At 38.7% G+C, this 24,861-nt stretch carries 23 protein-coding genes and 1 riboswitch; of the genes, 5 read left to right on the forward strand and 18 right to left on the reverse strand.

The window, feature by feature from the left end:
* Positions 1–31 precede the first annotated feature (31 nt).
* The 3 genes from AC1DYB_RS20095 to AC1DYB_RS20105 are packed head-to-tail and all read right to left on the reverse strand — an operon-like array spanning position 32 to position 1,626.
* Positions 32–655: an AlbA family DNA-binding domain-containing protein gene (locus tag AC1DYB_RS20095; RefSeq protein ID WP_477398173.1), complete on the reverse strand. Its 624-nt coding sequence runs from the start codon at positions 653–655 to the stop codon at positions 32–34.
* Between the two features lie 25 nt (positions 656–680).
* Positions 681–1,127, reverse strand: coding sequence for a GNAT family N-acetyltransferase (locus tag AC1DYB_RS20100; protein ID WP_477398175.1), 447 nt, complete (start codon positions 1,125–1,127; stop codon positions 681–683).
* Between the two features lie 22 nt (positions 1,128–1,149).
* A complete protein-coding gene (locus AC1DYB_RS20105; protein WP_477437448.1) occupies positions 1,150–1,626 on the reverse strand; it encodes a DUF4442 domain-containing protein in 477 nt (158 codons plus the stop codon).
* A gap of 178 nt (positions 1,627–1,804) precedes the next feature.
* Here AC1DYB_RS20105 and AC1DYB_RS20110 point away from each other — a divergent pair, with 178 nt between their 5' ends.
* Positions 1,805–2,005, forward strand: coding sequence for a hypothetical protein (locus AC1DYB_RS20110; protein ID WP_477437450.1), 201 nt, complete (start codon positions 1,805–1,807; stop codon positions 2,003–2,005).
* Positions 2,006–2,226: 221 nt separating this feature from the next.
* A complete protein-coding gene (locus AC1DYB_RS20115) occupies positions 2,227–2,880 on the forward strand; it encodes a potassium channel family protein (protein ID WP_477437452.1) in 654 nt (217 codons plus the stop codon).
* Positions 2,881–3,081: 201 nt separating this feature from the next.
* Here AC1DYB_RS20115 and AC1DYB_RS20120 read toward each other — a convergent pair whose 3' ends face one another.
* The 8 genes from AC1DYB_RS20120 to AC1DYB_RS20155 all read right to left on the reverse strand — a co-directional run bounded on the left by AC1DYB_RS20120 (position 3,082) and on the right by AC1DYB_RS20155 (position 11,991).
* Positions 3,082–4,329 (reverse strand): tetratricopeptide repeat protein, encoded by a 1,248-nt coding sequence (locus AC1DYB_RS20120; protein WP_477437454.1) that lies wholly within the window; start codon positions 4,327–4,329, stop codon positions 3,082–3,084.
* Positions 4,330–4,335: 6 nt separating this feature from the next.
* A complete protein-coding gene (locus AC1DYB_RS20125; protein WP_477437456.1) occupies positions 4,336–5,454 on the reverse strand; it encodes a tetratricopeptide repeat protein in 1,119 nt (372 codons plus the stop codon).
* Between the two features lie 5 nt (positions 5,455–5,459).
* Positions 5,460–8,072 carry a DNA gyrase subunit A gene (gene gyrA, locus AC1DYB_RS20130; RefSeq protein WP_477437458.1) on the reverse strand — a complete coding sequence of 871 codons (2,613 nt, stop codon included), beginning with the start codon at positions 8,070–8,072 and terminating at the stop codon, positions 5,460–5,462.
* Positions 8,073–8,232: 160 nt separating this feature from the next.
* Positions 8,233–8,631, reverse strand: a complete 399-nt coding sequence (locus AC1DYB_RS20135) for a hypothetical protein (RefSeq protein ID WP_477437460.1) — start codon at positions 8,629–8,631, stop codon at positions 8,233–8,235.
* A 9-nt stretch (positions 8,632–8,640) separates the two neighbouring features.
* Positions 8,641–9,555: an oxygen-dependent coproporphyrinogen oxidase gene (hemF, locus tag AC1DYB_RS20140; protein WP_477437462.1), complete on the reverse strand. Its 915-nt coding sequence runs from the start codon at positions 9,553–9,555 to the stop codon at positions 8,641–8,643.
* A gap of 115 nt (positions 9,556–9,670) precedes the next feature.
* Positions 9,671–10,903: an MFS transporter gene (locus tag AC1DYB_RS20145; RefSeq protein ID WP_477398797.1), complete on the reverse strand. Its 1,233-nt coding sequence runs from the start codon at positions 10,901–10,903 to the stop codon at positions 9,671–9,673.
* A 112-nt stretch (positions 10,904–11,015) separates the two neighbouring features.
* Complete coding sequence (locus AC1DYB_RS20150; protein WP_091142652.1) at positions 11,016–11,213, reverse strand: cold-shock protein; 198 nt, start codon at positions 11,211–11,213, stop codon at positions 11,016–11,018.
* 142 nt (positions 11,214–11,355) lie between these two features.
* A complete protein-coding gene (locus AC1DYB_RS20155) occupies positions 11,356–11,991 on the reverse strand; it encodes a peroxiredoxin (protein WP_295718551.1) in 636 nt (211 codons plus the stop codon).
* 147 nt (positions 11,992–12,138) lie between these two features.
* Between AC1DYB_RS20155 and AC1DYB_RS20160 the strand changes: the two genes are divergently transcribed.
* Positions 12,139–13,923: a glycoside hydrolase family 15 protein gene (locus AC1DYB_RS20160; RefSeq protein ID WP_477437464.1), complete on the forward strand. Its 1,785-nt coding sequence runs from the start codon at positions 12,139–12,141 to the stop codon at positions 13,921–13,923.
* A gap of 86 nt (positions 13,924–14,009) precedes the next feature.
* Here the strand turns inward: AC1DYB_RS20160 and AC1DYB_RS20165 are convergent, their stop codons facing one another.
* From AC1DYB_RS20165 to AC1DYB_RS20195, 7 genes are all read right to left on the reverse strand, one after another.
* Positions 14,010–16,208, reverse strand: a complete 2,199-nt coding sequence (locus AC1DYB_RS20165) for a bifunctional alpha,alpha-trehalose-phosphate synthase (UDP-forming)/trehalose-phosphatase (protein WP_477437466.1) — start codon at positions 16,206–16,208, stop codon at positions 14,010–14,012.
* Between the two features lie 149 nt (positions 16,209–16,357).
* Complete coding sequence (locus AC1DYB_RS20170; protein WP_477437468.1) at positions 16,358–16,837, reverse strand: hypothetical protein; 480 nt, start codon at positions 16,835–16,837, stop codon at positions 16,358–16,360.
* A gap of 227 nt (positions 16,838–17,064) precedes the next feature.
* Positions 17,065–17,874 carry an SDR family oxidoreductase gene (locus AC1DYB_RS20175; RefSeq protein ID WP_477437470.1) on the reverse strand — a complete coding sequence of 270 codons (810 nt, stop codon included), beginning with the start codon at positions 17,872–17,874 and terminating at the stop codon, positions 17,065–17,067.
* A gap of 128 nt (positions 17,875–18,002) precedes the next feature.
* Complete coding sequence (locus AC1DYB_RS20180; protein ID WP_295718556.1) at positions 18,003–18,782, reverse strand: menaquinone biosynthetic enzyme MqnA/MqnD family protein; 780 nt, start codon at positions 18,780–18,782, stop codon at positions 18,003–18,005.
* 17 nt (positions 18,783–18,799) lie between these two features.
* A complete protein-coding gene (locus tag AC1DYB_RS20185) occupies positions 18,800–19,420 on the reverse strand; it encodes a histidine phosphatase family protein (protein WP_295718559.1) in 621 nt (206 codons plus the stop codon).
* A gap of 89 nt (positions 19,421–19,509) precedes the next feature.
* Complete coding sequence (mqnE, locus tag AC1DYB_RS20190; RefSeq protein WP_477437473.1) at positions 19,510–20,706, reverse strand: aminofutalosine synthase MqnE; 1,197 nt, start codon at positions 20,704–20,706, stop codon at positions 19,510–19,512.
* A 93-nt stretch (positions 20,707–20,799) separates the two neighbouring features.
* Entirely contained in the window at positions 20,800–21,327 is a 528-nt protein-coding gene (locus tag AC1DYB_RS20195; RefSeq protein ID WP_477437475.1) for a hypothetical protein, read from the reverse strand.
* 99 nt (positions 21,328–21,426) lie between these two features.
* Between AC1DYB_RS20195 and AC1DYB_RS20200 the strand changes: the two genes are divergently transcribed.
* Positions 21,427–22,545, forward strand: coding sequence for a trans-sulfuration enzyme family protein (locus AC1DYB_RS20200; RefSeq protein ID WP_477437477.1), 1,119 nt, complete (start codon positions 21,427–21,429; stop codon positions 22,543–22,545).
* A gap of 611 nt (positions 22,546–23,156) precedes the next feature.
* Positions 23,157–23,267: riboswitch (SAM riboswitch) on the forward strand.
* A gap of 249 nt (positions 23,268–23,516) precedes the next feature.
* The gene (locus AC1DYB_RS20205) at positions 23,517–24,842 is read left to right on the forward strand and encodes an O-acetylhomoserine aminocarboxypropyltransferase/cysteine synthase family protein (RefSeq protein ID WP_477394663.1); all 1,326 of its coding nucleotides are present in this window, start codon (positions 23,517–23,519) and stop codon (positions 24,840–24,842) included.
* The last annotated feature ends 19 nt before the right edge of the window (positions 24,843–24,861 follow it).

Below are 24,861 nucleotides of genomic sequence, written 5' to 3' on the forward strand. Positions count from 1 at the left end.
AAAGTAATAATTAGGACGGTAAAAAAAACAACTAACAAGCGGTATAATACTCTTCCTTTTCGGTTGTATTAATGCGGATCAGGCCCGAAAGGATGAGATCAACCAAAACTCGTTGAGTGCGCCTGCGTCCCAGTTTTAACAATTCGCTGCATTCCTTAATTGTGATTCGGTTGGTTTCTGCGAGATAAGTTAGCAAGGTTTTTTCGTTATTAGAATATTCTATCAATACACCCTGGTCGTTAGATGAGCGTTTAAGAACTTCCAAAACAATTTTACTGGCCAATACACTCTTATCCTTCACCCTTACATAAGCCCACCATTTACCATCATCGGCAAGGGCGTAATGGGGTTTTAGGTTACTGGGTAAGGTATCAACAACAAGCACTAACTTGTCATCAACATAAATTTCTTCAAATATGGGTTCAAGTGCTGGCCGAATAAACATATGAGCCGCCCGGGTTATCATATAGCGTTCCTCATCTTCAGATTTTACGCCCTTGATTGTACCGTCATCTAAAACACCAATCAACAATTTACCGCCTTTGTTGTTAGCAAAGGACACCATTGTGCGGGCTATTTTTTCGCAGCTGGTAATTGTCTTTTTAAAATCGAGCGTTACGCCTTCGCCCTCAAAAATCAGTTTTTTGATATTCATTTTAACCCTCCGGTCTCTTAACTAATTATTGAGATTTAATATACGGTGTAAATATTTCCATCCAGTTCTCCGGTTTTGAAATCTGGCTAAACCCAAACTGGCTGTAAAGTTTTTGGGCATCTGCAGTAGCTAATGACCATCGGCGTAAGCCTTGTAACTCCGGGTGATTAACAATGGTTTGCATGAGCCATTTTGACAACCCTTTTTTTCTGTATATGGGCAAAATAAACACATCGCAAATATAGGCGAACGTAGCATTATCGGTAACGACCCGTGCAAAACCCACCAGTTTGCTGTTGTTGTAAACCCCAAAACACATTGAGTTTGCTATGGCCTTTTTTAATTTTTCGAGTGGAATTCCCTGCGCCCAATAAGAATCGTCATTTAGATAGTTATATATTACTTCAACATCTAAAAGAGTTTTGTCGGTTGATATCAGGAAGTCTCTTTTTATAAAGACTTCGTCATTCATGAAAACAGTCATCAAATTAAAATTACAAATTTGGATCGATAAAATTCAGGTTTCGCAAATAAACTTCATTTATTACAGATACGCATATTTCCCCATTTTTATTGTAAATATCAATAGGGTGGTGAGCGATATACTTGCCAAGAGTGTTCAATTGATTCTCGACTTCTTCAATTTCATCATCACTTATACTAATCTTAAAATACAGATCAGTTAAGCCAGGTTTCAAATATTCTATTGTTGACGATTTTGACCACACCTTTAATTTATATCCTTTTTTAATTAGTAGATGATGAAATAATATAGGGTAAAATGGATCTGCGGCGGCAAAAAGTGTACCTCCAAAAATAGAATTATTGTAATTTTTATTTAAAAAGCTTTTTTTGATTTTGACTTCAACACCTCTATATCCTTTATCAAATCCAACTACCCAAATACGCTGAAAAAAGAGGGGAGGGTATAAGCGCAATGCCCACTTCAATATTCTTTCGGATGCCACCATAGTTTTTAAATATCTGAAATTTACAGCAAAATAATTCAACATTAAAGTAAATTAAAAAGACCGTTGGGCTGAAGTATTTCTGATAATATGTAAACTGGCTTAAACAAAATAAGGTGTATATAGTTAATAGTATGTTCATCTATTATAAGTGATTTACATTATTAATAAACTAATAACTATGAAAAAGCAAATTTTAAGCCTGGCACTTGTCGCGACAATGATAGGCGCAATTACATCTGGATGTAGTTCGGCCAAAGATGCCAAAAGTGGATCTGACAGTACGAAAATGGACTCAGCTTCCACAACAACTCCGGCACCGGCAGCTACGGATACTGCTAAAACCGATACCATGAAAAAGGATACTGCTAAGAAAATGTAATTATCAATTTAGTTTTTTATAAAAATGTCCGGTTTCTTTTTATAAACCGGACATTTTTATGTCGCTTTATTATATATCTTTTCAATTAGAGCTCAGTTACTTCGTAATTTAATAATATAACCCAGATTATTGGTTGTACTTCCATTGCTTCCCCAGCTTTTTAACGGCCATCTGTTTGTACATTTTAATTTTTATATTAGAGCCACCAACTTTATCATTAAATGCAAGTAGTAGTTACTAAAGAAAACCAGTTAGGCATCCTTAACCTGATCGTATTTGTATTATCTGTTTATGTGTTATTGGCAATCCTAGTTGATACTATATTTGTTCTACCTGTTGAAACCTCAATACTGCTTAACTATATTGATAATGCTATTTGTGTGTTTTTCTTTATCGAATTTTGTGTCCGGTTTTTTCAGGCTGAAAATAAGTTGAAATTTATGAGATGGGGATGGATCGATCTTATTTCCAGTATCCCAGCGATTAGTTATTTGAGAGCGGGCCGGGTTTTACGGCTTATCCGATTGCTTCGCCTTATCCGGGCTTTTCGTTCCACACAAAATTTTATTAATCATGTATTTAGAAATAAGGCGCAGGGAGCTTTTACCTCGGTAGCAATATTGGCAGTATTGCTAATTATATTTTCATCCATAGCTATTTTACAAGTTGAAAAAGATCCGAACAGTAATATTAAATCAGCAGAAGATGCTATTTGGTGGTCGTATGTGACGATTACCACAGTTGGTTATGGAGACAAGTTTCCCGTAACTACTGAAGGTCGTTGCATTGCCGCTATTTTAATGACGGCCGGTGTCGGGCTATTTGGAACATTTACTGCATATGTAGCTTCTTGGTTTGTTACAGAAAGAAAGTAGTTTTTACGATACAGGAAGTCGTCATTAGTAATGCGCAATTAAATACATTGGTTGAAAGGAGTCTGTTTGAGATTATTAGTATTTAGATATGCCTTGTAGTGGTTTTGTAGATAATCTATTTTTCTCATAATTAACATTATGTTAAATAGTAATATTAAAAGAGAAGGCTTTACAATGAAAGCCCCTCTCCTTTTAATATTACTACTGTTTAGGTAATGCTTCTATCTCAGCTTTTATTTTGTTAGCATTAACATCATCCTTTACACCTAAATAATAGGTTCTTAGGTTTGTTAACGCGTCAATTGATTTAGGATTCAAATCTTTGGCCTTAACCAAATAAGGTTTTGCAGCTTCAAATTGCGCTTTAGCTTTAGCAATAGCCACATCATATTCTTTTTGTTTATTGGCAGGAAGTTTATTAGCTGCATTATAATCATCAATTGCAGGATTAATTATAACATAACCCAGGTTAAGGTTTGCTTCAAAATAATTCGGGTCGATTTCTAAAGCCTTTTTATACATTTCTGCTGCTTTGTTATAGTTTTCAACTTTTGTAGCTTGTAACTTATTTTTAGCAACCGGATCTTTTGTTTTTGCTTGTTCCTTTATAATCGCTTCTGCAGTTTGTGAATAAGTTAAACCTGCGTAATAATAAAGTGTTTTATTCTTAGGATCAGCTGCTAACGCATTCTGTATTTTAGTTAAAACCTCTTTTTCTTTTCCGGTTTGCAAGCTTATTTCAATTTCCCTCTTACGAAGATCTGAATTTGCCGGATATTTTATAACTCCCTCAGAAACGGTCTTAAGGGCATTTGTTGTATCCTTGCTCAATAAATAAACTGAAGAAAGGTCCATGTAAATATTAGGAACCTTTGAAAATTTTGTAGTAAGCAGTTTTGTATAATTTGATATTGCAGCCGGGTAGTTATTTGAATTGGCAGCAGATAAACCAGTATAATAAATAGCGTTTGTGTCCTCTGGTAAAATGGTGCGGTAATAGTCAAATGAATGATAAGCCAATTCATATTTACCACTTCCATACTCGGCAACACCTTTAGTCAGTTGGTATTGGGCCAGGTTTAGATTAGCGGCTTCAATAAGATGTTTGTTTTCGCCTTTAGTATCAAGTTCTTTTGCTTTTTTTAATGCCTCTTCGGCTGCAGTAAATAATGGCAATGATGTGGTGGCTACTGAGTCCTGATTTGCATAAGTAGAGTAAATTGCGCCTTTTAAAGCGTAAGTAAGTGGCAATGTAGCAGTTTTTTCATTTGCCGCAGCCTTATCAATAGAAGTTCTGGCTGCTGTTAAACTTGTTTTTGCTAAAGGAGTTCCCCTTAATCCTTCATACTTTTCGTACTCAGATTTTGCATTGTTTAACTCCCCTTTTTGTGCAAACGTTGTTGCTGAAACTAAGCCTAAAAGACCAGCCATCAAAAGTTTGATTTTCATGTTTTATTAATTAGTTAGCTGTTTTAATTTATTGTTTATTTTGTCTAATTGATCTTTATTGTTGGTTTTGGCGTATACGATTTGGAGTGCCTGTAAACCTTTAATATTATTTGGGGATAATTCGTTGGCCTTTTCGAGCCATTGAATAGCCATTCCAATATTTTTGTTGCTATCTGCTTCTTCCTTTGTTACAGCGCTTTGTTTTAGATACATCAAACCTAAATTAAATACAGGCTCATAAGCCGAGCCATTTAACTCAATAGTATGTAAATATAAGGATTCGGCCTGATCGTATTTGTTTAAATGATCATAACAATTAGCAGCTACAAATGCAATATCGGCGTTATTTGCATTAATATCAAGTAGTTGTCCTATTAAGGGCTCTAACGACTTATAATCTTTTAAATTATTATAGATATTGGCTTCATCAAGCAATAAAAATCTGTCGGATGGCACAAGCTTCCTGCCCTTTTGCAGTATTTGTAATGCTTTTGATGTATCGCCCAGTGATTTATAGATACTTGATGCTGTTTCAATGTATTCAGTACGGGCGCTATCAACCGCTAATAAATTACTGTAATACTTAGCAGCATCAACCAAATTACCCATTTTATTGTTTGAATAGGCTATATAGTCATTGATCTGCTTAAAATTGGGAGCGTATTTTTTTGCATTTTCAAACGATTGCCGGCCATTGGCAAAATCAGAATTATTTACAAACTCAAAGCCTTTACGGATATAAACGTTCGCAAGACAGCGTTTTGAATAATCAATTTCGGCCTGGTAATTATAAATTTTGCCTTTAGTTGATAATTTATCTACCAGGGTAGCTGTTTCTGCTAACAGCGTTGCCGGTTGGCCTGTTGTGTTAGTTGAATCGATATACAAAATACTTGCATTGATTAATGCCCTGTAGGTATTCTTTTTCAAATCAGCCGAATCGGAACGGGTAACAACTAAGCTATCGGCAGATTTTTTTGCCGCTCTTAAATATTTCAAATCCTTGTGCTGCTTGTAAAAGGCAAGGTTATTAACTACAACCTTTAACGCTTCTGATTGTCCGAAGGCAAAAGTTGTAGTAATAAATGGTATTAAAACCGATAAAACAATTTTACGGCACTGCATATTAGTTATTCAGTTGGTTCGTCTGTTGTTGGTTCTTCGCTTTCGCCTGTTATCTTATCTTCAGTTGATTCTTCTGTGTTTTCTTCAACTTCATTTTCGTCAACAGGAGTTGTTATTTCAGCATTCTCATCAATTTCCTTCTCTTCATCCTCGTCATGCTCAATTTTTGCTACCGAAGCAATTTCGTCATTTCCTTTCAAGGTTATTAAACGTACACCTTGGGTAGCCCTGCCCATTGTGCGCAGTTCACTGATGGCTATACGGATAATTATGCCTGATTTATTGATGATCATCAGATCTTCTTTATCAGTAACACCTTTTATGGCAACAAGGTTTCCGGTTTTTTCAGTAATATTTAAAGTTTTTACACCTTTACCACCGCGATTAGTTACCCTGTAGTCATCTATGTCGGTACGTTTACCATAACCTTTTTCTGATACTACCAATACTGTTGTTTCCGCATCATCAATGCTGATCATGCCAACTACTTCATCAGTTTCATCATCAAGCGTAATACCACGAACTCCGGTAGCAGTACGGCCCATAGGTCTTACAGTAGATTCATTGAAGCGAATAGCCCTACCCGATTTAAGCGCCATTACAATTTCGCTGCTGCCGGTGGTTAAAGTTGCCTCTAATAATGAATCACCTTCATTAATGTTGATGGCGTTAATGCCATTTGCACGCGGACGTGAGTAAGCCTCAAGAGATGTTTTCTTAATGGTACCTTTCTTGGTACACATGATAATAAAGTTATTCTCCAGGTACTCTTTATCCTTAAGACTGATAAGCTTGATATAAGCCTTAATGTTTTCCTCTTTAGGTATATTGATAATGTTTTGGATAGCACGGCCCTTAGAAGTACGTGTTCCTTCCGGAATTTCAAATACGCGTAACCAGTAACATTGTCCGGATTCGGTAAAGAACAACATATAGTTGTGGTTGGATGCAACCAATAAGTGCTCGATAAAATCGGCATCACGGCTATTGCTGCCAATTGAACCTTTTCCTCCCCTGCCCTGACGGCGGTATTCGGTTAAAGGCGTACGTTTAATGTAACCTTCCCTGGATATGGTTATCACTACATCTTCATCTTCAATAAAGTCTTCAGTTTGCATTTCGGCTGAGGAGTGAACCATTTCGGTCCTGCGCTCGTCGCCATATTTTTCTTTGATCTCTATTAGTTCGTCCTTAATGATCTGCATCCTTAAGCCTTCATCAGCCAGAATCGATTTTAAGTGTTCAATCAATTTCATTAAAGCAGCATATTCATCCTTGATCTTATCGCGTTCAAGTCCGGTTAACCGGCGAAGCGTCATATCCAAAATGGCCCGGGCCTGGATGTCGCTTAATCCAAATTGAGTTATTAATCCTTCTCTTGCTTCATCAGGCGTTTGTGATGCGCGTATCAAACGAATAACTTCGTCTAAATGATCTAATGCAATTAATAAGCCTTCTAAGATATGCGCGCGTTTTTCAGCTTCAGCAAGCTCAAATTTTGTACGGCGAACAACTACCTCATGTCTGTGATCAACAAAATGATGGATAAGATCTCTCAGGTTAAGCATCATCGGGCGGCCGTTAACCAACGCGATATTGTTAACGCTGAAAGATGTTTGCAACGCGGTGTATTTAAACAAATTGTTTAATACGATGGCTGCATTTGCATCACGTTTTATTTCATATACAATACGAATACCTTCCCTGCTTGATTCATCACGGATGGCTGATATACCTTCCAGTTTTTTATCATTAACCAATTCGGCAGTGCGTTCAATCATTAAAGCCTTATTTACCTGGTAAGGTACTTCGGTTACAATGATGCGCTCTCTTTCACCATGATGCATTTCAATTTCAGCTCTTGAGCGAATTACTATCCTGCCCCGGCCTGTCTCTAATGCTTCACGAGGACCTTCAAATCCATAGATGATACCACCTGTAGGGAAATCTGGTCCTTTAACATATTTCATCAGTTCTGAAACCTCTATCTGTCGGTTATCTATTAATGCGATAGTGGCATCAATAACTTCTGACAAGTTATGTGGCGCCATATTGGTAGCCATACCCACCGCAATACCCGATGCGCCATTAACCAAAAGGTTGGGAAATTTCGCAGGTAAAACGGTTGGTTCCTGTAACGAATCATCAAAGTTTAACTGAAAATCTATGGTGTCTTTATTAATATCAGCAAGCATTTCTTCAGCAAGCTTTTGCAGGCGTGCCTCAGTATAACGCATTGCCGCTGGTTCATCACCATCGATAGAACCGTAGTTACCCTGGCCTTCAACTAACAGGTAGCGTAAACTCCACTCCTGCGCCATACGAACCATAGTATCATAAACAGATTTATCACCATGGGGGTGATACTTACCCATTACCTCACCTACAATACGGGCAGATTTTTTATAAGGCTTATTGTTGTTTAAGCCCAGATCAAGCATACCAAATAAAACACGCCTGTGTACGGGCTTTAGTCCATCGCGAACATCGGGTAGTGCCCTGGAAACGATTACTGACATTGAATAATCAATGTAAGCCGATCGCATTTCCTCATCAATATTTATTGAAATTATTCTGTCTTCTTTGTGTGAATTATCGTTTTCTGTTCCTTCGGCCATTTTTATTTATTTGTGGAATCTTCTCTCTATAATTGTACGTTAAAATTGAATTTAAACGACCTGCGAAGTTAAGAAAATAGTTGACTATTGTGCCATTTTTAGCAAGAATATGCTGTCGAATTTATGCACGCAACCTAATTTATTAACGTTGCAGGCTAATTTATTTGATCTTTACCCAGTGATCTTCAATCTTATTGCCATTTGGCAAAACAGTTAATAATTTAAGAGTATCATTACTAATTGAATAGTTATATTTTACAACCTTGTTAAGTAGCTTTGAGGATTGCAGGCTGTAAGTTTGCGTTTCAAAACAAGTATCAGCTACAAGTTTGTAATCGCCTTTTTCGTAGATAACGTCCTTCTCCCCTTTTTCTTTTAGCACCGCTTTATAGTGAGATTTATCATATACGCGTTGTAGCGTATAAGCGGTTGAAACACTATCTGTTTTGTCATTAAAAAGGCCACCCGCGTACTCCCATGTTCCTTTTAGCGGGTTATCACCTATATTGAAAGAGCACAAAGCAATAATGGCTACAATTGGAAGAATAAGCTTTTTCATACACGGATTTTAAGCCCAGGCAATGCCTTTTTTAAGTAGAGACAAAGTTTTTTCTTCTTCGCTGCCGGGTACTGCCTGGTAGTTATATAGCCATTTGGCTGTCGGCGGCAGGCTCATTAAAATAGATTCAATACGACCATTTGTTTCAAGGCCAAATTTAGTACCTGCGTCATAAACCAGATTAAACTCGGCATAGCGGCTGCGGCGTTGATATTGCCATTGCTGCTGCTCATCAGTAAACGGATTGTTACGATTACGGTTAACCAATTCTGTGTAAGTAGGAATAAATGACCTTCCCAGGGCTTTTGAAAAATCAAAAATATTTTCCCAGCTTAGCTCATCGTTGGCGGTTAAGCGATCATAAAAGATTCCGCCAATTCCACGAGTCTCATTACGGTGTTTTATATAGAAATAATCGTCGGCCCAAAGTTTAAAACGATGATAGAAATCATGATAGTAGCTTTCGCAGACCGCTTTTAAATTGGTATGAAAAAAGCGGGCATCCTCCTCAATAACATAGTGTGGTGTAAGGTCAATACCTCCGCCAAACCATCTTATCGGTTTTCCATTACTTATAAGGGATGATGGCATCTCGAAATACCTGATGTTCATATGTATGATCGGCACCAAAGGGTGGCTTGGGTGGATCACTATAGAAACCCCCGTAGCGAAAAAATCATCGGATTCTACCTGCAAAGCTTTTTTCATGGTATCGGGCAATTGACCATGCACCGCAGAAAAATTTACCCCGCCCTTTTCAAAAACATTACCATTTTGAATTACACGCGTTCTACCGCCGCCACCACCTTCCCGTTCCCAATTCTCTTCTTCGAACTTAGCCTGTCCATCGGTTAGTTCAAGCGCTGCACATATCTCGTCCTGTATCTGTTTATAATCGGCGGCTATTTGTTCTTTGCTTATCATCAATGCAAATGTAGTTTATTAGTTTTATTTGGGAATTTGAAGATTTAGAATTTAAAAATGGCGTTTGTTTGCTTTCTCAGCTATTTTCAAACTTTTAAATTGTTAAATTTTGAAATTAGCTTATCTCCACATAATCCAAATCTTTGCCAAAAGTCTCCTTTAGCTGACTTAATGAAAACAAGGCAATTAGTGTAAGTATCACCATCATTATATACCCGCTTGTTACCATACCATAGCTTTTTGCAAAAGCGGCAAAAGCCATATTTATAGGAATTAATGATCCCCTCACAAAATTTGGAACTGTGGTGGTTACCGTGGAACGAATATTTGTACCGAATTGTTCGGCCGCAATAGTAACAAACGTAGCCCAATACCCAACGGAGCAGCCCATGAAAAAACAGAGCCAGACGAAGCGAGCATTGGTTAGATCTTTTGAACTTAAATAGAATATAACGCTCACCACAGATAGCAATAGGAATACCACCATGGTAAGTTTTCTTGATTTGGTAATTTGTGCAAGCAGCCCCGCAAAAATATCGCCAATGGCTATGCCAATGTATGAATATAAAATCCCGTCGGCAGCACTTAGGGTTTCTTTTGCCCCCATTGCTTTACCAAACTCGGGCGATAAGGTTACCAATACGCCTACAACATACCATAATGGTGCACCTATTAAAATGCAATAAATGTATTTTTTGAACCTGTCCCAGCTGGTAAAAAGCATGAAAAAGTTTCCTTTTGATACCTTGCTTTGCTCCATGTTTTTAAACATGCCCGATTCAAAAGTGCCAATTCTCAATAATAATAAAAGCAAGCCAAGTCCGGCGCCTACCTTATAGGCATTTTGCCAGCCATGTTTGGCTACCATAACCGCCGCTGCAGCACCAAATAAACCAATAACTGCAACAATCATAGTTCCGTATCCACGTTTTTCTTTACTTAAGGTTTCGCTTACCAGGGTAATACCGGCACCAAGTTCACCAGCCAGGCCAATACCTGCAATAAAGCGTACTAAGGCGTATGTGTTTACATCATGTACATAAGCATTAGCAAAATTGGCCACAGAGTATAACAAAATGGAACCAAACAGTACCTTAATACGGCCAAGCTTATCGCCAATTACGCCCCATAAAATGCCGCCTAATAAAAGTCCGAACATTTGAACATTGATGATGAAAATGCCTTTGGGCAATACATCAGCTGCAGAAACGCCTATATCCAGCAAACTGGCTTTACGTACTATCGAGAAAACTAAAAGATCATAGATATCAACAAAATAGCCGAGGGAGGCAACAAGAACCAGGAATATCATATTTCTTGTCGCTTTGGCAGCGGTAGCATCAGTCATAATTGTAGTAATTGGATGGCTAAAGTAGTAGAATTATGTATATAATTTCAAAAAAAAAGCACAAAAAAAACCCCTGTGATTGCAGAGGTCTCTTGTTAAGAACTTTGGTTAACTATGCTTTTTTAACATTTACTGCTTGTAATCCTTTTCTGCCTTCTTCCACTTCGTAAGTAACGCTATCATTATCTTTAATGGCATTTACGCCGCCCTGTACATCCTTAAAGTGTACAAAAAGATCTTTACCATCATCGGTAACAATAAAGCCATAACCTTTTTGTGTGTTAAACCATTTTACTTTTCCAGTTTTCATAATTATAATTATCGTATTAAAAATTTTTGTTGTTAGATTAAATACTAAAGCCAAACTGAAAATAAAATGGTTTTAATGTTCAGACGGAATAGATAACCCTATCTTTCTCAAATATATAAAATAAATGATAAACCAAATAAAATTATTTATTTGGTTGTGGAGTAATGCGTAAATAAGGTTTTATGGCTGTGAAACCCTTTGGAAATTTGGCTGGAATGTCCTCTGTTTTTATTGCGGGCACCACAACTACGTCCTCTCCATCCTTCCAATCAACTGGGGTGGCTACTCCATAATTCGCGGTTAATTGTAATGAGTCAATCACCCTTAAAATTTCCTGGAAATTTCTACCCGTTGATGCAGGGTATGTGATAATTAATTTAACTGCCTTATCAGGGCCTATGATGAATAATGAACGTACAGTTGCATTTACTGATGCGTTTGGGTGGATCATATCATAGGCTTCAGAGATTTTACGATCTTCATCAGCAATAATTGGAAAATTAACTTCTACGCCCTGGGTTTCATTAATATCATTTATCCAGCCGGCATGTGATTCAACAGAATCAACACTAAGGGCCAGAATTTTAACATTGCGCTTGGTAAATTCGTCTTTTAAGGCTGCTGTTCTGCCAAGTTCGGTTGTACAAACTGGTGTATAATCGCCTGGGTGCGAAAATAATACTCCCCAGCTATCACCAAGGTATTCGTAAAAATCAATATCTCCAGCGGAGGTTTTTGCTTTAAAATCTGGGGCTTTATCGCCTAATCGTAAACTCATTGCTTATATAATTTAAGGTTGATTAAAGACTACTAAGTTAATATACAATGTTTAATAAATCAAAATTATACAGAAATTGTATACCTGCTCAACAACATTACACAGTCAACGGTGTTGAACAGTATACAAACTAAAGCAAAACTATTAATGGAACGACATACCTATGATACCGGGATAATTGGAAACTGTGCGTTTTTGGCCCATATACATAAAAATACGAATGTAGAATGGCTTTGCTGGCCCCGATTTGACAGCACTTTTATTTTTGGCGGATTGCTGGATAAAAAGAAAGGCGGCGAGTTTTCAATTCAGCCCGAAGGAGAATTTACCTCACATCAATATTACCTGGAGAATACCAATGTTTTAATTACAGAAATAAGCCCTGCCAGTGGCGGTAAGTACCGTGTAACAGATTTCGCCCCTCGTTTTTATCAACACCAGCGCTATTATAAACCCCTTATGCTATTCAGGAAAATTGAGGCCATTGAAGGTTCACCAAGAGTAAGGGTGAAATGTGAGCCTGTATCTGAATATGGTGCAGTAAAACTAACCGTTAATCGTGGTAGTAATCATATACAGTATCTCGGAGGCGAAGAAAGCATAAGGCTTACAACCAATATTCCCATTAGTTATGTATTTGATGAGCAGCCTTTTGTATTAAATGAAGTTAAATATCTTGCCCTTACTTATGGCGAACCATTGGAAGCTCCCCTTATAACTACAACCGAGCGTTTTTTAGCAGAAACCATACAATATTGGCGAACATGGATTAAGCACTCATCTATCGCTACTTATTATCAGCCCTTTGTTATCCGCTCTGGCCTGGCCTTAAAAATTCACCAGTTTGAGGATACTGGCGCCATTATAGCAGCAAGTACAACCAGCTTGCCAGAGTCACCCGGAAGTGGTCGTAACTGGGATTATAGATATTGCTGGTTGCGTGATACCTATTACGTAATTACCGCGCTTAATCATATAGGCCATTTTGAAGAAATGGAAAAGTATTTTAGTTATGTAACTGATATTTCTTTTTCTGATGATGAGCGATACCAACCGCTTTATAGTATTACCGGTAAAAAAGACCTGGTTGAGGAGATATTGACTAACCTGGATGGATATTTGGGCAATCAGCCGGTGCGCATTGGCAACCAGGCTTCAGAGCACATTCAAAATGACATTTATGGACAAGTGATGATTTCTATGCTTCCATTATATACAGATCATCGCTTTGTTTTTTCTGAACGAAAGGATTCTGTAAGATGGATAGAATCTTTACTTCACAAAATTGAGCGCACAATTGACGAAAAAGACGCTGGTATTTGGGAGTTCAGAAATATGGCAAATATACATTGCTACAGTAACCTATTTCAATGGGCAGGCGCATCGGCTGCAGAAAAAATGGCCCGGGCTATTGATAATAAAGAGTTGATTGATAAAGCCATATCGCTAAAAAATCGAGCTGCTGTGCATATTGAAAGCTGCTACGATCCTATCAGGAAAGTTTACACCAATTCGGCAGGTAGCTCAAATCTTGATGCCAGTACATTGCAGTTGATCATGATGAATTATCTTGACCCGGAATCCCAAAGAGCAAAGGATCATTTACTTGCATTAGAAAAAGAATTAAAAACACCTAATGGGTTATTTTACAGGTATTTATATAAAGATGATTTTGGTAAACCTAAAACAACTTTCCTGATATGCGCTTTTTGGTATGTAGAAGCCCTGGCCAGTGTTGGGCGTATTGATGATGCACAACGTGAGTTTGCCAACCTATTGCAGTATTCAAATCACCTGTTATTATTCAGTGAAGATGTTGATGAGGAAACAGGAAGCCAATGGGGTAATTTTCCGCAAGCTTACAGTCACGTTGGTTTAATGAATGCCGCCTACCGGATAGCCATTAAATTAGATAAGCCTATATTTTTGTAACATGATCTATAGATTTGCGGAATTAACAAGGTTTTAATGTTTGAAGACTAAAAAATCTTGTTAATTCCGCAAACTTTGCAATCATGTTATACTTCTTCTACAACAATATTTTTTGTAAAACTGGTAAGCAGTTTGCGAACTTCTTTGGGATTGCGCAGATAAAACTTGGCTGCAGATAAATTACTTCCAACCTTGATGGTAATAGCACTATCGGGCAGCGCTTTAAATATATCTTCATCGGTATAATCGTCACCAAAAGCTATAATGAAATCATAATCTTTGCCTTCGGTAAGCGTTAAAGCCGCCTTACCTTTGTTAACATCCATATTCTTCACTTCCAATACCTTATCCCCTGCCAGTAATTGTAGCCCTTTGTCACTTGCGTGATACTTAAGGTTGTTCATCAACTCGCCTGCCCTGAGTTCGCCCAGGCCTGCCTGAGCTTTGCGATAATGCCACACCAGTGAGTATGTTTTTTCTTCGATGAATGAGCCCGGTGTACGATCTACATAAGTTTCCAGAATTGGGTAGATATCTTGTTTCCATTGATCTGATAAACCTCCAATTTTATGCCATGATGTGCCCTGCTGCTTAAACCACGAGCCATGTTCAGCAATCAGGTACATGTTGGTATGCTTAAACCAGTCGTCGAGATTTTCATGCTTGCGGCCACTAATCAACACTACCTGGTTGGCAGGATCTTCGGTGAGTTTGTTGATAATATTGTAAAGTTCTCTATCCGGACTCGCCTGATCTATGTTTGATTTAAAACCTACAAGCGTACCGTCATAATCTAAAAATATAATGCGTTTTTTGGTTTTAATATAGCGATTAATGATAGATTGCTCGGTAGTGTTACTTACATGCCTTGCTTGCAATGACCGCTGCATTAGTTTTACCTCTTTCAGCCGATCCATAAATATTTTAACCCAGTGCGATACATTAAATTTGGTTACCAACTGTCGCATTGGTATCATCCGTCTTTTCTGTTCACTCAAAGGCATGTTAATAGCCTGTAATATCGCCCTGCAAACCTCACCGGTATTATTGGGGTTTACAATTATAGCATCAATTAATTCCTTAGATGAACCAGCCATCTCGCTCATAATCAGTACACCATCATCTTTTATGCGGCTGGCTACATACTCCTTACTTACCAGGTTCATGCCATCCCTCATGGGTGTTACTAAACATACGTCGGCGGTGTAATATAGGGCCGAAAGCATCTCTATAGGGAAAGAGCGATAGTAATAATGTATAGGGCTCCAATCCATTGTTCTATAAATGGAGTTGATATTACCCACCTTTTTGTCTATTTCATCACGTAAATGAGCATACTGAGGAACAGTATCCCGCGATGGCACAACAATCATATAAAGCGCTATTTTTCCTATGCATTCGGGACATAGTTGCAACAAAAGCTCAAAAGCCTGCAGGCGCTGCAATATCCCTTTGCTGTAATCAAGCCGATCAACGGAAAGAATAAGTTTGGTATCTTTAAAATTGTCTTTAATCAGTTCTATTTGATGTTGAACATCTTTTTGTAAAGGCAATGAAGCATATTTTTTTTCATCTATCCCCATCGGGAACGATTCAACAACAATTGATCGCTCACCTGTTGTAATGATGTTTGATGACGATAATACTGGTAAAATGCGGGTTGTTGCTCCTATAAAATGCCGTACATCATCAAATGTATGAAAACCTATCAGGTCGGCCCCAAGCATTCCTTCAAGTAACTCTGAACGCCATGGTATGAGCCTGAACATTTCATGCGAAGGAAATGGGATATGAAGGAAAAAACCTATAGAAACATCAGGCAGTTCATGTCTTACCAGGGCGGGCAATAGTAATAACTGGTAATCATGTACCCAAATCACGTCGCCGGGCTCGGCAACACTAAGTACTACATCTCTGAATTTTTTATTAACTGCCTGGTAATAATCCCAGTTGGATTGTTTGTAATTTGCATAGGTTGAGGCATAGTAATGGAAAACAGGCCATAAAACCTCATTTGAAAAGCCTTCATAGTATTGGTTAATCTCTTCCTGATCAAGAAACACGGGAATAAGACTTAATTCTTTTAACTGATTGGTTACCTCATCTTTATCATGTTGATCGATAATCTCCACTCCCGGCCATCCAATCCACACATTATCGTCTTGTTTGTATATTGATCCTAAACCGGTTGCAAGCCCACCTTCGCTTGATGATAGTATATATTCATCATCAGTTTTGGAGATCTTTACAGGTAATCGGTTAGATACAATGATAGTCTTTGGCATAATACTTATTAATATTTACAACTTATATATTTTATAAAGGTGTAAACAGCCAAGTTGTTTGCCAAAAGATGAGAATTGCAACATTTGTAACACAAAAAAGCCGCCCAGATTTACTGAGCGGCTTTAATAATTTTACAATTCCTTAGAAATTATTTCACTTGTTGAAAAAATTCAAGGTTAGCTTGTTGGGTTATCCTTACAAGCACTTCATGAGCATCATTTTTAAGATCAACGAAGTATGAAGTTTGATCAATGTTTGAGTTTATATCAGTATTAGCCTGGTAAACAATAACTTCGCCAATTTGGTAACCAGCATAATCTTTGTTGATTTGTTTCATTGTTTTTGCAGGGATCGCTTTAGGATCAACACGTTGAGTAACACCAAGGTACTCACCGTTAAGGTTATAAAAAGCGGTTTTTCTAACGCCATCAACAGTGAAAGTAGCTTTCTGGCAATTTTTAGTTACTGTCCAGTTTACATCTTTTGCATCAGCAAAATCAACTGTGAAACCATGTAAGGCTACGTAAGAAACGTTTGTGCCTCCATCTACTCTTTTACCACCATCGGCAGCAAATACATTAACACTTAATAAAGCGGCAATTGCGGTTGTTAAAAATATCTTTTTCATGTATGTTTAAATTTTAAATCCACAACAAAAGTATGCTACAATTAGTGATTTGGCAAATAAAATTTAACTTTTATGAATATTTGATAATAACAGTCAATTTGACGTATAAAATTTAGATTTTTGCAATCTACTTAGTGTATATTTTACAATATGCTAAACAAAAAACATTTACAAAAATCGGTTTAGCAAGGCTGAAAACAGCTTGTTTATATAAAATTAACCTCAAATTAACCATTATCGGCAAAGCCTGGGTATAAGGTCATGCCACCATCCATAAATATTGTGGTGCCGGTTATGTAATCGGCTTGATCGGATGCCAGCCAGGCCGCAAGTTGCCCAATATCATTGGGTTGGCCTATCCTGTTATATGGGATAAGTGTGAGTAGTTTATCTAAAGCTTCAGGGGTATCCCAGGCAGATTTATTGATCGGGGTTTTTATAGCACCGGGGCCAATACCCACAACCCTGATCTTATGCGGAGCCAGTTCCTGAGCTATACTTTTCATGAACATGCTGATGCCACCCTTGCTTGTTGCATAATTAACGTGACCGGCCCAGGGAATTATTTCATGTACACTGCTCATGCAAATTATCTTGCCGGCAGCACTACTCCTATCTTCAATTACTCCCCTGCGTATGAACTCTTTAGCAGCTTCACGTGAGCATAAAAACTGACCGGTTAAATTAATACCAATCACTTTATTCCAGTCGTCCAAAGTCATATCTACAAATTTGGAATCTTTTTGTACGCCGGCATTATTGACTAAAATATCAATAGTGCCGTAGTGCGCAAACATTTGCGCAAACATAGTCTTTACTTCTTCCTCATGGCTCACATCTGCCTGGATAGCAAACGCTTCGCCGCCTGTAGCTTTTATTTGACTTACTACCTCTTCGGCGGCATCATGGTTATGGGCATAGTTTATAACTAATTTAGCTCCGGCAGCAGCCAGAGCCAAAGCAACACCTTTACCTATTCCGCTATCGGAACCTGTTACCAGGGCGGCCTGATTTTTTAATGATGGAGTTTGGTTCATTTAACAACAGTTTTAATTGTTCAATATAACCAATGTAATTGGAAGAATAATGTTTTGCCTTCATTAAAGGAATTGACATAATTAATGCTTTTTCTGCTCAATCTTATGCAATCCTGTGCGGTATTGTTTTAATCCTGTACAATCCTGAGCGGCTCAGGTTCATCCTCTAAATGTTTAATAAAATCAAGAAACATAAACAGTGCTTTCTTTTTGTCTGCTGTCAAATCGTAATCAATCTTGTCCATCAGGTAATCTATAATGTCAAAATCATCGCGCATCGGAATTTCTTTGAATAGCTCGTGGCGGTGGTCGAGGCCGTATTTGAGTGCGGCATTAAACTCATCCATAAATTCCTGCGGAATGGGTTTGTTGGCTATCCAGCCCGCAAACATAAATGGCAGGCCGGTAAAATTTTGCCACTCCCCGGCAAGGTCATACGCGTATTTATACTTTTCTTTTTTGCCAAAAGTACGGTCGCCTATTTGAACGAATGCGGTATTTGCTTCGGCTGATGTGCCATAATCGGCAGCATCCTTAATTAATTCGGGACTTACTTTCCAAAAGTTTTTAAGTAGCACAAGGGCCAGGTTATTGGACGACCGGGATTGCGGATCAAGCTGCAGGTATTTGATATCCTGCACCGCGCAATTGCTAAAGATGAATACAGAGTTGACTGGCCCTACTGCACCAATGCAATAATCAGATATTATTTCCCACTGTGGTAGATTTAAGGTAGCTGCTACCGGGATTAACCCGATGTCTACCACATCATCTATGAGTTTTTGAGCACAGTCTGACGGCATGTCCAAACTTAGTTCTATCTTATCTATGAACCCGGTTTGTTGTAAACCGTATATAAAGGGCTTGGTGTTGGTATAGCTTACTGCTGATATTCTGATCTTTTTCACAAGTAAAGTACTTTCTTTCAGGATTGTTTTAAATGTTCGGCATTATTGAAATCCACGATTTCGAATTTCTCGCCATCGGTCACAACCTTGTATAAAACAAGATTCTGGTGCGGAAATGTTTCCATTTCTGTTAAAGGCTTGCCGGTTAAAATGCATAATAATAAACGCATGGCACGGCCGTGCATACAAATTAACACTGTTTTTTCTTCCGGGTGACTCATGATCACCTGTAACGCTTCACGTTGGCGGATGGCAACCTCATTGGGGCTTTCGCCACCTTCAAATTTACTATCTAAGCGGCCATCGAGCCAATCGCGCATGATCTGTAAAAAGGCCGCTTTGTTTTCGGTAGTACTTGGCTGCCCTTCATGTATGCCCCAGGCCAGCTCATCTAAACCACTTAATTTTTGGTAAGGGATGTCAAGATCAATAAAAGATTGCACGCTTTGCTGGGTACGCTTTAATGCTGATACATAGATCTTATCAAAAGCAACATCTTTATAAGCCTCGTAAAACTGACTGGCTTGTTTGCGGCCCTCGTCATTCAAATCGGTGTTCATGCCGCGTCCTTGTACAATGCCCTGTCTGTTAAGCTCTGTTTGGCCGTGGCGTACTATATATAAGGTTTTTTGTATCATTCTTTTTTAGCAGATTGCTTGAAGCCGAAGTTTAAAGCTTTATCTGCATGTTTATTATTGAAGTTGCGCCCCGGGCCTTCTGCCTTGGGCTAATTAATTACTGGTAGTTTGTAATATTGTGGTTTTTTCTCAGTTTCCGGGAATTCAAAATCATTGTAATCGGTAACCACATTGTAAAGCGTGTCGCGCTCTATAGGGTACCTGCCCACATTTTTAATCAATTCAACCAGTTGTTTGGTGCTCATGCCCGGGTGTTGCTCTTCTGCACCTGCCATAGAATAAATTTTTGTGGTATCATCAAGCGTTCCATCAATATCATCCACACCAAAATTAAGAGAAAGTTGCGCTGTAGTGCGACTGATCATTGCCCAATAAGCTTTGATATGATCAAAATTATCCAGGTATATACGAGCTATAGCGTAGTTGCGAAGATCCTCAACCACACTTGATTCGGGCACATGTGACATCTGGTTATCCTGGTTGCGGAATTTTAAAGGGATAAATGTCTGGAAACCACCTGTTTTATCCTGTAACTGCCGTAGCTGCTCCATATGGTCAACCCGATGGTGGAATTTTTCAATATGGCCATAAAGCATGGTAGCATTTGAGCGCCCACCCAGTTTATGCCATTCTTCATGAATAGCCAGCCACTGGTCGCCGGTACATTTATCCTTCGAGATCAGTTCGCGAACTTCGGGATGGAAAATTTCAGCGCCGCCGCCGGGTATTGAACCTAAACCAGCTTCATGCATCAGGCGCATGCCGGTTGCATAGTCTATTTTAGCTTTCTTAAATATGTAATGGTATTCAACAGGTGTCAGCGCTTTAATGTGCAGTTCGGGCCGGTGTTTCCTGATCCTGCTAAAAAGCTCCTGGTAAAAAGGTACATCATATTGAGGTAGTACACCCCCTACAATATGCACTTCGGTTACCGGCTCACCATCGTATTTGGTTACCATATTAAACATCTCATCCATGGTGTACTCCCACCCTTCTGATTTTTGTTTCAGCAGGCGCGAGTATGAACAAAATTTACAATCATAAACACAAAGATTGGTAGGCTCGATGTGAAAATTACGATTGAAATAGGTTTTATCGCCATGGCGTTTCTCGCGGATGTAGTTGGCCAAAACGCCCAGGTAGCCCAGGTCGCCCTGCTCATATAGCGTAACACCTTCATCAAAGGTGATCCGTTCGCTCCGTAAAACTTTTTCGGCAATGTGCTTTAAATCAGCAGGCAGATCCGGATTTTGTAATAATAATTGTAAATTACTCTCAGCTTCCATTCAAAAAACTTTGCACAAATGTAATAAAAAGCACAAAACAATACTTCATACAACAGGTACATCGCTTAATGATAGCAAGTAATGACATTGAGTTTACAGTGCATTTATATACCAAATATGTATGCCAATGGTACAATCATCCTGGCAGCCTTTGGGCCTGTAGCCGCATGTTGATATCATGCCATTGATAGTAGTCTCAAAGAAAATATCATTAGTTTTTTTATCAGCGGTAAGCCATTCATTTTTAGCTTTTTTGTAAATATCATCTAAGGTAAGTACCTGTCCTGCTACATTTCCGTGCGTATTTAAATTGGTTTTATCTTCGTGCCATTCACTTAAGGTAGTTTTTACACTCCCTGTACCGGTCGCGTTGGGGCTATATTTATAGGATGTATAATCTCTTGCTATAACAACACCTTTATTCACTGTGATTTTGGTTTCTCCACTAACACCTGACACCACCGAGCCGTTTATAGTCGTATATGAATAGGAGTTGTTGTTAGCTCGTTTAAAACTTAACCAGGCCGAATAACTTTTATCATAATCGTTTGTAAGTGCATCTTTTTTGCAGGCCGATAAACATATGGTAATAAGCAAGGTAATGATAAGGGATTTTTTCATGGTTGCGGTTTTTATACCTATTCGCAAAAAAGAGGCTAAGTGCTACAGCAAATCACAAATAATCTTATTTACTTTGAGTTCATAACATATAATACGATAATGAAAACTGAAACTATAGCCATACATGCAGGTAACCATATTGATGGATCATCAAGAGCTGTGATACAGCCGATTGTAATGTCTACCACTTTTGAGCGTGGTGTAGATGGCGATTTTCCTGGTGGGCATATTTATAGTCGGTCATCAAACCCTAACCGTTCATTATTGGAAAATGTTATAGCTCAGTTGGAGGGTGGTGTTGATGCCGCTTCGTTTTCATCGGGCAATGCGGCTGGTATGGCGGTATTTCAATCGCTTAAACCGGGCACACATATTATTTGCCCCGACGATATGTATCACGGTTTGCGTAACCAGCTTAAAAACCTGTTCGCAGGCATTTTGACTTTCGATTTTATTGATGTTAATGATAGCGAAGTGCTCCAGCAGCACATTAAGCCCGAAACCGGTGTGATATGGATAGAAACACCATCAAATCCATTGCTTAAAATCACTGATATAAAAAAGGTGGTGGGTATTGCCAAGGCAAAAGGACTTAAAGTTGTTGTTGATAATACCTTTGCCACCCCAATATGTCAGCAGCCGTTGGCATTAGGGGCTAATATAGTGATGCACTCGGCCACAAAATATTTTGGCGGCCATAGCGATCTGATGGGCGGGGCACTAATTACCGCTGAAAAAAGCGACTGGTGGGCGAAAATTCGCCAAGTACAGGAAATGGGCGGTGCTATCCCCTCCCCAACCGACTGCTTTTGGCTGGTGCGCAGTATTAAAACGCTGCCATATCGGGTTAAAGCACACGTGTATAACGCTCAATTATTAGCTGAGTTTTTAGAATATCACCCAAAAGTAGAAAGAGTTTTATATCCCGGCCTGGCATCACACCCGCAGCATGAAATTGCTAAAGACCAGATGTTGGCCTTTGGAGGAATGTTATCCTTTTTAGTTAAGGGCGACGAAAATGATACCCATAACATTATCAATAAGCTAAAAATATTCACCAAAGCAACCAGCCTTGGCGGCGTGGAAAGCCTGATAGAGCATCGTGCTACTGTTGAGGGGCCGGATACAAAAACACCGCGCAATTTACTGCGGGTATCGGTTGGATTGGAGCATATTGATGATTTGATAGAAGATTTGGAGCAGGCTTTAAATGGATAAAGGATGAAAAGATCAAGGAGCAAGGATTAAATCAACAAAGCATCTTTGCTTATTTATCCAACAGTCTTTAATCTAATTGGTGTTTACTCCGTTGTTTGTGTCCTCACAAACAACTATTCCGGTGTATTAACTAATGTAGAACTTACGCGGGCCCTCCCGCTAAACCTATGTTTACACAATTGCATGCGCCGTTAGGCGCTACCTGTTTGTAGCAATAATCAAGAAAAAACAAAATTGCGCCGTAGGCGTTACCTGCAAATTAGCAAGGTATTGGCTTTGTTAGCAGGTAGGTAGCCTCAACGAGGCAAATGTTAAGGGCGTGGTTTTTCTACAAACAGGTAGCACCTAACGGTGCAGGTAACCTTGATTGATTTGTGCCCTATGCAAATTTTGTTAGCTAACCTGATTTAACCTTTCTCTCCTACTTACCGAGAGAAGAGATCGCAGATACCAACGCTTTTTATTTCTTCCTGATACTTTTGCTCCTTTGTCCACCCGTCTTTTATCTAAATAAAATTTAATTTGGTATTTAAATAAATATCCGCTTATATTTGGAACATTATTTGGTAGCAATACCATAATCGATCAATCCTCCGCATAGTTCGGGTATTGATTTATAAAGAAGCGGCGAGAGATCAGGCTCAATGACCCGCTGGCAACCCTTCAATTTTGAAGAAGGTGCCAATTCCTGTCCCGGCAAATAACACCGGGGAATATAAATTTATAACCATGAAAAATTTAGTTAAAATTACTACAGGCAACATTTTTAATACCCAAAACGGTAATATACAACGTATTAGCTCAAATATTAGCTATATGTGTATTTGTTGCTGCTGTTGATGCTTTAGCACGTTCCTCTTTTTCAAATCCCGAAAAACGCACGTGTTGTTAAACTGATATTCATTTCCTATTCAGCTTTCCAAAGTCCATTTAAACATCAAAGAATTAATTATAATCTAAAAAAAAATCCTATGTCTACCAGCAATTTAAAATTCGAAACCTTACAATTACACGCAGGTCAGGAAGTTGATCCAACAACGGGTTCACGCGCGGTACCACTTTACCAAACCACATCTTATGTATTTAAAAATGCCGAGCATGGTGCCAACCTGTTTGCATTAAAAGAGTTTGGGAATATATATACCCGCATTATGAACCCTACTACTGATGTATTTGAAAAACGCATAGCAGCTTTAGAAGGTGGTGTTGCGGCTTTGGCTACAGCATCGGGCCAGGCAGCACAATTCATTGCATTAAATAACATATTACAAGTCGGCGATAACTTTGTTTCCTCACCATTTTTATATGGTGGTACATATAACCAGTTTAAAGTTTCCTTTAAGCGAATAGGCATCGAGGCACGTTTTGCCAAGGATGATACCGCCGAAAGCATTGAAGCACTTATCGATAATAAAACCAAAGCTATCTTCCTGGAAACTATTGGTAACCCTGGCTTTACCATTGCTGATTTTGATAAGATAGGTGCTCTTGCAAAAAAGCATGACCTGCCTTTAATAGTCGACAATACTTTTGGAGCCGGCGGCTATTTATTTCGCCCGTTGGAGCATGGCGCCAGTATAGTGGTTGAATCAACAACAAAATGGATAGGCGGTCATGGTACCAGCATTGGCGGAGTAATAATTGATGGAGGAACTTATAACTGGGCTAATGGCAAATTTCCGCAGTTTACAGAGCCATCTGAAGGTTACCATGGTTTGGTTTTTGCCGATGTATTTGGCATTGGCGGTCCTTTTGGCAACATCCAGTTTATTATACGTGCCCGTGTGGAAGGTTTACGTGACTTTGGTCCATCACAATCTCCATTTAACTCATGGCTTAATATCCAAGGGCTAGAAACCCTTTCATTGCGTGTACAACGCCATGTAGATAACACGTTGGAGCTTGCCAAATGGCTTGATCAGCACCCGCAGGTAGCATCAGTTAACTATCCCGGATTGGAATCATCTCCTTATCATCAATTGGCGAAAAAATACCTTAAAAATGGATTTGGAGCGGTGCTATCATTTGAGATAGATGGCGATAAGGAAGATGCCGGTAAATTAATTGACAATCTTTTGCTGGTTAGTCATTTAGCTAACGTTGGTGATGCTAAAACATTGATTATTCAGCCGTCAGCAACTACACATCAGCAGCTGTCTGATGAAGAACAATTATCAGCAGGTGTAACACCTAATTCATTACGTGTAGCTGTTGGTATTGAGCATATTGATGATATTAAAGCAGATTTTGAACAGGCATTTGCCAAAATAAAAAGGGCATCGGCCCAATTAGTATAGTATAGTTTTTTTTTAAGTG

Source organism: Mucilaginibacter sp. P2_A4, assembly GCF_056405015.1.

What these genes read in the sequence shown, in the direction of transcription:
- AC1DYB_RS20095 (WP_477398173.1), bottom strand. Translation starts at nt 655, where the DNA reads ATGAATATCAAAAAACTGATTTTTGAGGGCGAAGGCGTAACGCTCGAT.
- AC1DYB_RS20100 (WP_477398175.1), bottom strand. Translation starts at nt 1,127, where the DNA reads ATGAATGACGAAGTCTTTATAAAAAGAGACTTCCTGATATCAACCGAC.
- AC1DYB_RS20105 (WP_477437448.1), bottom strand. Translation starts at nt 1,626, where the DNA reads ATGGTGGCATCCGAAAGAATATTGAAGTGGGCATTGCGCTTATACCCT.
- AC1DYB_RS20110 (WP_477437450.1), top strand. Translation starts at nt 1,805, where the DNA reads ATGAAAAAGCAAATTTTAAGCCTGGCACTTGTCGCGACAATGATAGGC.
- AC1DYB_RS20115 (WP_477437452.1), top strand. Translation starts at nt 2,227, where the DNA reads ATGCAAGTAGTAGTTACTAAAGAAAACCAGTTAGGCATCCTTAACCTG.
- AC1DYB_RS20120 (WP_477437454.1), bottom strand. Translation starts at nt 4,329, where the DNA reads ATGAAAATCAAACTTTTGATGGCTGGTCTTTTAGGCTTAGTTTCAGCA.
- AC1DYB_RS20125 (WP_477437456.1), bottom strand. Translation starts at nt 5,454, where the DNA reads ATGCAGTGCCGTAAAATTGTTTTATCGGTTTTAATACCATTTATTACT.
- gyrA (WP_477437458.1), bottom strand. Translation starts at nt 8,072, where the DNA reads ATGGCCGAAGGAACAGAAAACGATAATTCACACAAAGAAGACAGAATA.
- AC1DYB_RS20135 (WP_477437460.1), bottom strand. Translation starts at nt 8,631, where the DNA reads ATGAAAAAGCTTATTCTTCCAATTGTAGCCATTATTGCTTTGTGCTCT.
- hemF (WP_477437462.1), bottom strand. Translation starts at nt 9,555, where the DNA reads ATGATAAGCAAAGAACAAATAGCCGCCGATTATAAACAGATACAGGAC.
- AC1DYB_RS20145 (WP_477398797.1), bottom strand. Translation starts at nt 10,903, where the DNA reads ATGACTGATGCTACCGCTGCCAAAGCGACAAGAAATATGATATTCCTG.
- AC1DYB_RS20150 (WP_091142652.1), bottom strand. Translation starts at nt 11,213, where the DNA reads ATGAAAACTGGAAAAGTAAAATGGTTTAACACACAAAAAGGTTATGGC.
- AC1DYB_RS20155 (WP_295718551.1), bottom strand. Translation starts at nt 11,991, where the DNA reads ATGAGTTTACGATTAGGCGATAAAGCCCCAGATTTTAAAGCAAAAACC.
- AC1DYB_RS20160 (WP_477437464.1), top strand. Translation starts at nt 12,139, where the DNA reads ATGGAACGACATACCTATGATACCGGGATAATTGGAAACTGTGCGTTT.
- AC1DYB_RS20165 (WP_477437466.1), bottom strand. Translation starts at nt 16,208, where the DNA reads ATGCCAAAGACTATCATTGTATCTAACCGATTACCTGTAAAGATCTCC.
- AC1DYB_RS20170 (WP_477437468.1), bottom strand. Translation starts at nt 16,837, where the DNA reads ATGAAAAAGATATTTTTAACAACCGCAATTGCCGCTTTATTAAGTGTT.
- AC1DYB_RS20175 (WP_477437470.1), bottom strand. Translation starts at nt 17,874, where the DNA reads ATGAACCAAACTCCATCATTAAAAAATCAGGCCGCCCTGGTAACAGGT.
- AC1DYB_RS20185 (WP_295718559.1), bottom strand. Translation starts at nt 19,420, where the DNA reads ATGATACAAAAAACCTTATATATAGTACGCCACGGCCAAACAGAGCTT.
- mqnE (WP_477437473.1), bottom strand. Translation starts at nt 20,706, where the DNA reads ATGGAAGCTGAGAGTAATTTACAATTATTATTACAAAATCCGGATCTG.
- AC1DYB_RS20195 (WP_477437475.1), bottom strand. Translation starts at nt 21,327, where the DNA reads ATGAAAAAATCCCTTATCATTACCTTGCTTATTACCATATGTTTATCG.
- AC1DYB_RS20200 (WP_477437477.1), top strand. Translation starts at nt 21,427, where the DNA reads ATGAAAACTGAAACTATAGCCATACATGCAGGTAACCATATTGATGGA.
- AC1DYB_RS20205 (WP_477394663.1), top strand. Translation starts at nt 23,517, where the DNA reads ATGTCTACCAGCAATTTAAAATTCGAAACCTTACAATTACACGCAGGT.